The sequence below is a fragment of the Actinomycetota bacterium genome (genome assembly GCA_005774595.1).
Lineage (GTDB): Bacteria > Actinomycetota > Coriobacteriia > Anaerosomatales > D1FN1-002 > D1FN1-002.
The window spans coordinates 1-5,961 of record VAUM01000106.1 but is presented as its reverse complement, the minus strand read 5'-3'; the positions used below and the strand labels follow the sequence as shown (position 1 = coordinate 5,961).

4 protein-coding genes are annotated in these 5,961 nt (G+C 71.9%); 2 read left to right on the top strand and 2 right to left on the bottom strand.

Features of this window, described 5'->3' with window-relative positions:
• Both FDZ70_05590 and FDZ70_05585 read right to left on the bottom strand, forming a co-directional pair.
• The coding region (locus tag FDZ70_05590; GenBank protein ID TLM77436.1) for an HD domain-containing protein at positions 1-1,297 on the bottom strand (1,297 nt) is incomplete at its 3' end.
• A complete protein-coding gene (locus FDZ70_05585; GenBank protein TLM77435.1) occupies positions 1,294-3,273 on the bottom strand; it encodes a hypothetical protein in 1,980 nt (659 codons plus the stop codon). The genes FDZ70_05590 and FDZ70_05585, both read right to left, overlap by 4 nt.
• A gap of 112 nt (positions 3,274-3,385) precedes the next feature.
• On the opposite strand from FDZ70_05585, the gene FDZ70_05580 reads away from it, so the two are divergent.
• Positions 3,386-4,708, top strand: a complete 1,323-nt coding sequence (locus FDZ70_05580) for an HlyC/CorC family transporter (GenBank protein TLM77434.1) — start codon at positions 3,386-3,388, stop codon at positions 4,706-4,708.
• A gap of 170 nt (positions 4,709-4,878) precedes the next feature.
• A complete protein-coding gene (locus FDZ70_05575) occupies positions 4,879-5,814 on the top strand; it encodes an amidohydrolase (protein TLM77433.1) in 936 nt (311 codons plus the stop codon).
• Positions 5,815-5,961 lie beyond the last annotated feature (147 nt).

The window sequence follows — 5,961 nt, the reverse complement described above, 5'->3', positions numbered from 1 at the left end:
CGAGGGCCAGCGCGTCCGGGTCGATGACCTCGATGATCGTCACCTGCGCCTCGTCGGGCAGGAGCTCGACGGGCTCCTCGAGTTCGATGCCGTTCTCGTCGTAGATCACGCGCACCTTCGGCAGTAGCGCGTCGTTGCCGTGCCCCGCGACCACGGCGACCCGCATGTCGGACAGCCGCACGAGGCACCCGACCGGGAAGACGCCGATCGCCTTGACGAACAGCCGCGTGAACAGCGCGTCGAGCGGGCCGCGGGCCTCGCGCAGGATCTGCACGACGGCGCGGTCCGGCGTCTGCGCGACACCGAACGGGTCGGGCTTGGTGAGGTTCTCGTAGCGGTCGGCGATGGCGATCATGCGGCTGTACGGGTGCGGGATGTAGTCGGCCGGGCGTTCGGGGTAGCCGGAGCCGTCCATCCCCATGTGGTGCTCGTACGCCACCAGCATCGACGCCTTGTCCTCACCGGGCAGGCGGCCGAGGATCTGCGCGCCCACCGACGGGTGCATGAGCTTGATGGCCTGCGCCTGGTGCTCGTCGGCCGTGTCGAACGCCGACTTGCCGATGTCGTGCAGCAGCGCCGAGAGCCCGAGCGAGGTGAGCCCCTCGTCCGGCAGCCCGAGCGAGGTGCCGAGCGTCAGCGCGTAGATCATCACGTTGGTGGAGTGGAAGAGGTCCGCCTCGGTCTTGGCGCGCATCGTGGCCATCGCGAGGATGGCGGCCTGGTCTTCGCCGAGGCGGCCCGCGATACCGGCGACCACGCCGCTCGCATGGCCGAGGTCGGCGGTGCCGCCGCGCGCCATCTGCGCCTGAGCGGCGCGCAGCATCGAGATGAGCTGGTTGTACATGCCGCGGTCGGCCTCGCGCTTGCGGTCCCGCTCCTCGCGCTCCTCGTCGTCGTCGGCGAGGAACTGGATCGAGACGTTGGAGACGCCGCGGCTGGCGAGCTCAGCGTCCACGTCGAGGTCGGGGCCGGGCTTCAAGGCGAGCACCTCGGTCAGGCCGAGCGCATCGGTCTCGCCGAAGCCGGCGTGCAGGCCCATGCTCTCGATGCGCCTGGCCTCGAACGCCTCGGCCATCGCCGCCATGCCGGGCAGGTCGTCGGGGAGCACGGCGCTCTCGTGGTAGAGGCGCCCCTGGTGCCAATTGAGCGTGAACGGCGCGGCCGCGGCTGCGGCGCGCACGGCGGTCACGAGCCCCTCGACCGCCTCGGCGAAGCTCGGGTGCGTGGGCGGGTAGAGCTGGGTGGCCCTGCGTGCCTGGGCGAGCGCTGTGACGACGCCGACCGCGGTCTCGCTCACTTCGCTCCCCCCTGGCGCGTACGGTAGTCGAGCGCCTGCTTGACGAGGTCCTGCACCTCGGCGAAGTGGCCGCGCTTGATGAGCGCCTTGCGCGCCGCGAGCGACTTGAGCGCCGCCTCCGCGGACGGGTCGCTCACGCGCGCGAGCGCGCCGATGACCTCGCGGGCCAGCGCGAAGTCCTTGCCGTCGATGTCGAGTTCGCCGAGGCGCTCGGACAGCACGCGCGCGGCCGGTTCGCCGTCCATCTTGCCGAGCGCGCGTACGGCGATGACGGCCACCTCGGCGCTCGCGTCCTTCGACAGCGTGCCGAGTTCCCTGGCGGCGTTGAAGCCGCCCGTCATCGCCAGGCCGCTGGCGACCTCGCGGCGCGACTGCTCGTCGGCGCGGTTCATGAGCGCGTGGATGGCGCCGACGGCCCGCGCGTCGGGCTCCCGGGCCAGCCGCGCGACGATCGGCGCGAGTTGGAACCACTGAGCGTTCGGCGCGGCCGCAGCGAGCAGGTCGACGATGCGCCGCCCCACCAGGTCCTCGGCGGCCGACAGGCCCTCGGCCTTGAGCGCGAGCGCCTCCTCGGCGAGCGCCACGTCGGAGCCCTCGCCGGCCTGCTTCACGATCTCGCGCGCCAGCGCGATGCGGCTCGGGTCCTCCGCGAGCGCCTTGAGCACGGCGGCCATGGTGCGGCGGCCGGTGGCGGAGGAGATCGCGTCGCGCAGCTTGCGGTCGAGGTCGGGCCAGGGCTGCTGGGCGCGCATCTCGCGGGAGTGCAGCTCGCCGAGGACGTGGAGCGCCATCGCGAGGTCGCGCTCCTCGACGAGCACCGGCACCATCCCGGCGAGGCTCTCGATGCTGTGGCAGTACAGGCCGTAGTCGGTCTGCTGGTCGAGCAGGGCGAGCATCGTCTCGACCGCACGCGCGCTCGCCTTGGCCGAGGAGGCCTCGCCGCTCGCGCGGGTGCGCTCCTCCTCGGTGACCTCGGTGAGCTTGGCGACGGTCGCGTAGGTCTGGTCGGCGACGGCGATGGGCACCTCGGGCTCGGTCTTCGCGCGCACGGTCATCATGTGCTCGAGGAACTCAGACTCCTTGCCGGAGCGGCCCATGTCGGGCAGCATCGCGCGGACCTCGGCCATGATCGAGTCGAGCTGCTCGGCGATCGGCAGCTTCGTCATCGCGTTGGACAGCGACAGCATGTTGCGGCCGTACAGGCCGCCGGTCAGGCCGCCCGCCATCTGGTCGGGGCTGACGAACGCGAACGCGCGCGCCACGATCTCGCGCGGGTCGCCCGCGTCCATCGCGACGGCGAACAGCGCGTCCTTGCCGCCGGCGTCCTGCGCGGCGAACGCGGCCGCGAGGTTGCGCGCGAGGTCGACGAGGCCGTCGTCGCCGGCCGCCCGGCCGAGTTCCGCGAGCCCGTCCTCGAGCGCCGAGGAGTCCTTCTTCGACATCGCGGTGAGCCACGCGGTGAGCTTGGCCGGGTCCATGCCGAGGTCGCGGAAGAACGCGTCGATGTCGGTGTCCGGTGTGAGCAGGTCCTCTTCGACGACGGTGAGGTGCACGTCGGAGGCGCGGATGCTCTCGACGCCGAGCGAGACCAGTTGGGCGGCGAACCCGCCCTCGGTGCGCGTGGCGGCCGCGTCGCCCATCGCCAGCGTGAGGAAGCGCATGAGGTCGTCGGGCGAGCAGCCGGGGAGGAAGTCGACCTCGGCCACGCCGTGGGCGCGCAGGTCGCCCGCGAGGTCGCCGACGCCGGGCGTGCCCGAGGCGATCGGCTCGTCTGTGTAGGTGAGGCCGTCGCGGCCGACGGCGAGCGAGAGCACCGGCCGGCCGCCGAGGAAGGCGACGAGGGCCTCGGCGGCCGCGTCGACGGACTGCTTGGGGATCGGGCTCGTCGGCGGGTAGAGGCGCAGCGACTTGGCCGCCGCAGACAGGCCGCGGACGATCGCCTCGAGGTCGCGCTTCTCCTGGTCTTCGAGCGCCACGAAGGTCCTTCGAGCGGGGAGCCGGCTCACAAGAGGGTATCGGAAGTAGCGTGAGCGTGCATGAACGCAGAACGGCGCGCGGGCGGTGCTCGCGGTGCGCTACCCTATCCCCATGGGTGACTACGCCGTCGAGATCCTGTTCGTGTTCGGGCTCATCGTGCTCAACGGCTTCTTCGCCGCGTCCGAGATCGCGCTCATCAGCGCGCGGCAGTCGGCGCTCAAGGCCGCGGCCGAGAAGGGCTCGAAGGGCGCCCAGGCCGCACTGAGGCTGACCTCGGACCCGTCGCGCCTGCTCTCGGCGGTGCAGATCGGTATCACGTTCCTCGGCTTCATGGCCTCGGCCACCGCGGCCGTCACCCTCGCCGAGCCGGTCGCCGCATGGCTGCGCTCGCTCGGGGTCGCATGGCTCGACAGCATCGCCACCGGTACGGCCGTGGCAGCCGTCACCCTCGTCATCTCGTACGTGAGCATCGTGGTGGGCGAGCTGGTCCCCAAGCGCCTCGGCCTGCAGCGCGCCGAGGCGGTGGCCAAGGCGGTCGCAGGTCCCATCAGCGTGCTGGCCGCCGCCGTCTCGCCGCTCGTGTGGCTGCTCGCGCGCAGCACCGACGCGGTCGGCCTGCTCATCGGCGTGAAGCCGGGCGCCGGGCAGGCGGGAGTCACCGAGGAGGAGATCAAGCTCCTCGTCACCGAGCAGGGCACGCTGCTCGAAGAGGAGAAGCGCATGATCCACGAGGTCTTCGAGCTCGGGGACACCGTGGTGCGCGAGATCATGGTCCCGCGCGTGGACGCCGTGATGGTCGAGGATACCGTGACGCTGGAGGACGCGCTCGCGGTGTTCGACCGCTCCGGCTTCTCGCGCCTGCCGGTCTACCACGAGGACCCCGACAAGGTCGTCGGCATCGTGCTGCTGAAGGACTTGGTCGCCCCCGCAGCGGCGTGCCGCGTGGCCGGCGTGCCGATCACCGGCGAGATGCGCCCGCCGACGTTCGTTCCCGAGACGATGCGCATCCTGCAGCTGCTCTCGGAGATGCAGGCGGGGCGCAATCACATGGTCATCGTGGTCGACGAGTACGGCGGCACCGCGGGCATCGTCACGATGGAGGACATCGTCGAGGAGGTCGTGGGCGAGATCGCCGACGAGTTCGACCCGGACCGCAAGTACGTCACCGAGACCGGCGAGGGCCGCTGGACCGTCGACGGGCGCCTGCCGGTCGAGGACGCCGGCGAGATGCTCGGCCTCGAGCTGCCCGAGTCCGACGAGTACGAGACGCTCGCGGGCTGGGTGCTCATGCGCCTCGGCCACATCCCCGAGCCCGGCGAGACCGTCGAGTGCGACGGGTTCGAACTGCGCGTGACCGCGGTGCGGCGCCGGCGCATAGCGCGGCTGCAGGTCACCCGCACGCGGCCGTTTGAGACCGGCGGCGCTGGCGCATAAGCCCGAGTGGGCGCCCGTACGGCCGCCGCGCCGCGCATGAGGGAGGAGCGCCACCGTGAAGACGCTGTACCGCTGCTGCTGGTCTACATCGTGGCGAGCATCGTGATCCCCAAGGAGCCCGAGGCCGAGTACGTGCCGCCGCCCGCGCCGCCGGCCGGGACGGGCGCCGCGTGACGGAGCTCGCGCCCGCAGGACCGACCGCGCCCGGGGACGCGATCGACGCGCACGTCCACCTGTTCACCGTGCCGCTCATGACGGAGTTCATCGAGAACAACCCGGACGCGCCCGCCCGCTTCAAGAAGGCGCTCGCCGAGCGCAAGTTCGGCCGCCGCGGCCAGGAGCTGCCCGACCTGACGGCCGAGCAGGCGGCGTGCTGGTACGTCGACCGCCTGCGCGCTGCCGACGTGGCCAAGGCGCTCGTCGTCTCGGTGTTCCCGGACTCGCAGTACACGCGCGACTTCATCGCCGCCGCGTGCGGTCACGTGCATGCGCTGTGCAGCGTGGACCCGCGCTCGCCCGACGCGCCCGCGTTGCTCGAGCGCGAGATGGCCGCCGGCTTCCGGGGCGTGAAGCTGTATCCGGTCAACCGCTGCTACCGGCTGTCGGACCCGGCGTGCCGCCCGTTCTTCGAGAAGGCCGCCGAACTCGGCGCCAACCTCATCATCCACTACGGCGTGACGGTCGACCCGACCGGTGACCTGCGCTACGCCGACCCGGTCGACCTGTCGCCCGTGGCGCGCGACTTCCCCGAGCTGAGCTTCGTGATCGCGCACTTCGGCGCCGGCTGGCTCGACAGCGTCCTGCGGCTCGGCTACCAGTGCGCCAACGTGTGCGTGGACTCGAGCGGCACCAACAATTGGATGGACCACTACGTGCCGAAGCTGTCCGTGGCCGACGTGTTCGAGCGGTGCCTGACCGCGCTCGGGCCCGAGCGCGTGCTGTTCGGGACCGACTCGGGCACGACGGCGCCGTACCGGACCTGGATCCGGCACATGCAGCAGCGCACGCTCGAGGGACTCGGCGTGCCCGACGCGTGGATGGACGCGGTGATGCGCGGCAACGCCGCGAGGATCTTCCGCCTCGACGAGGAGTGGAGCGCGAGATGACCGCGAAGAAGAAGCCGGCGCACGACGCCGCGCCCGCCGAGAGCGCTCCAGCTGAGGGCGCCGTTCCCGCGCCGGCCTTCTCCGCGGCCCCGGCGTCACATACGACGTCGCCGGTGACGTCACATACGACGTCGTATGTGACGCCGC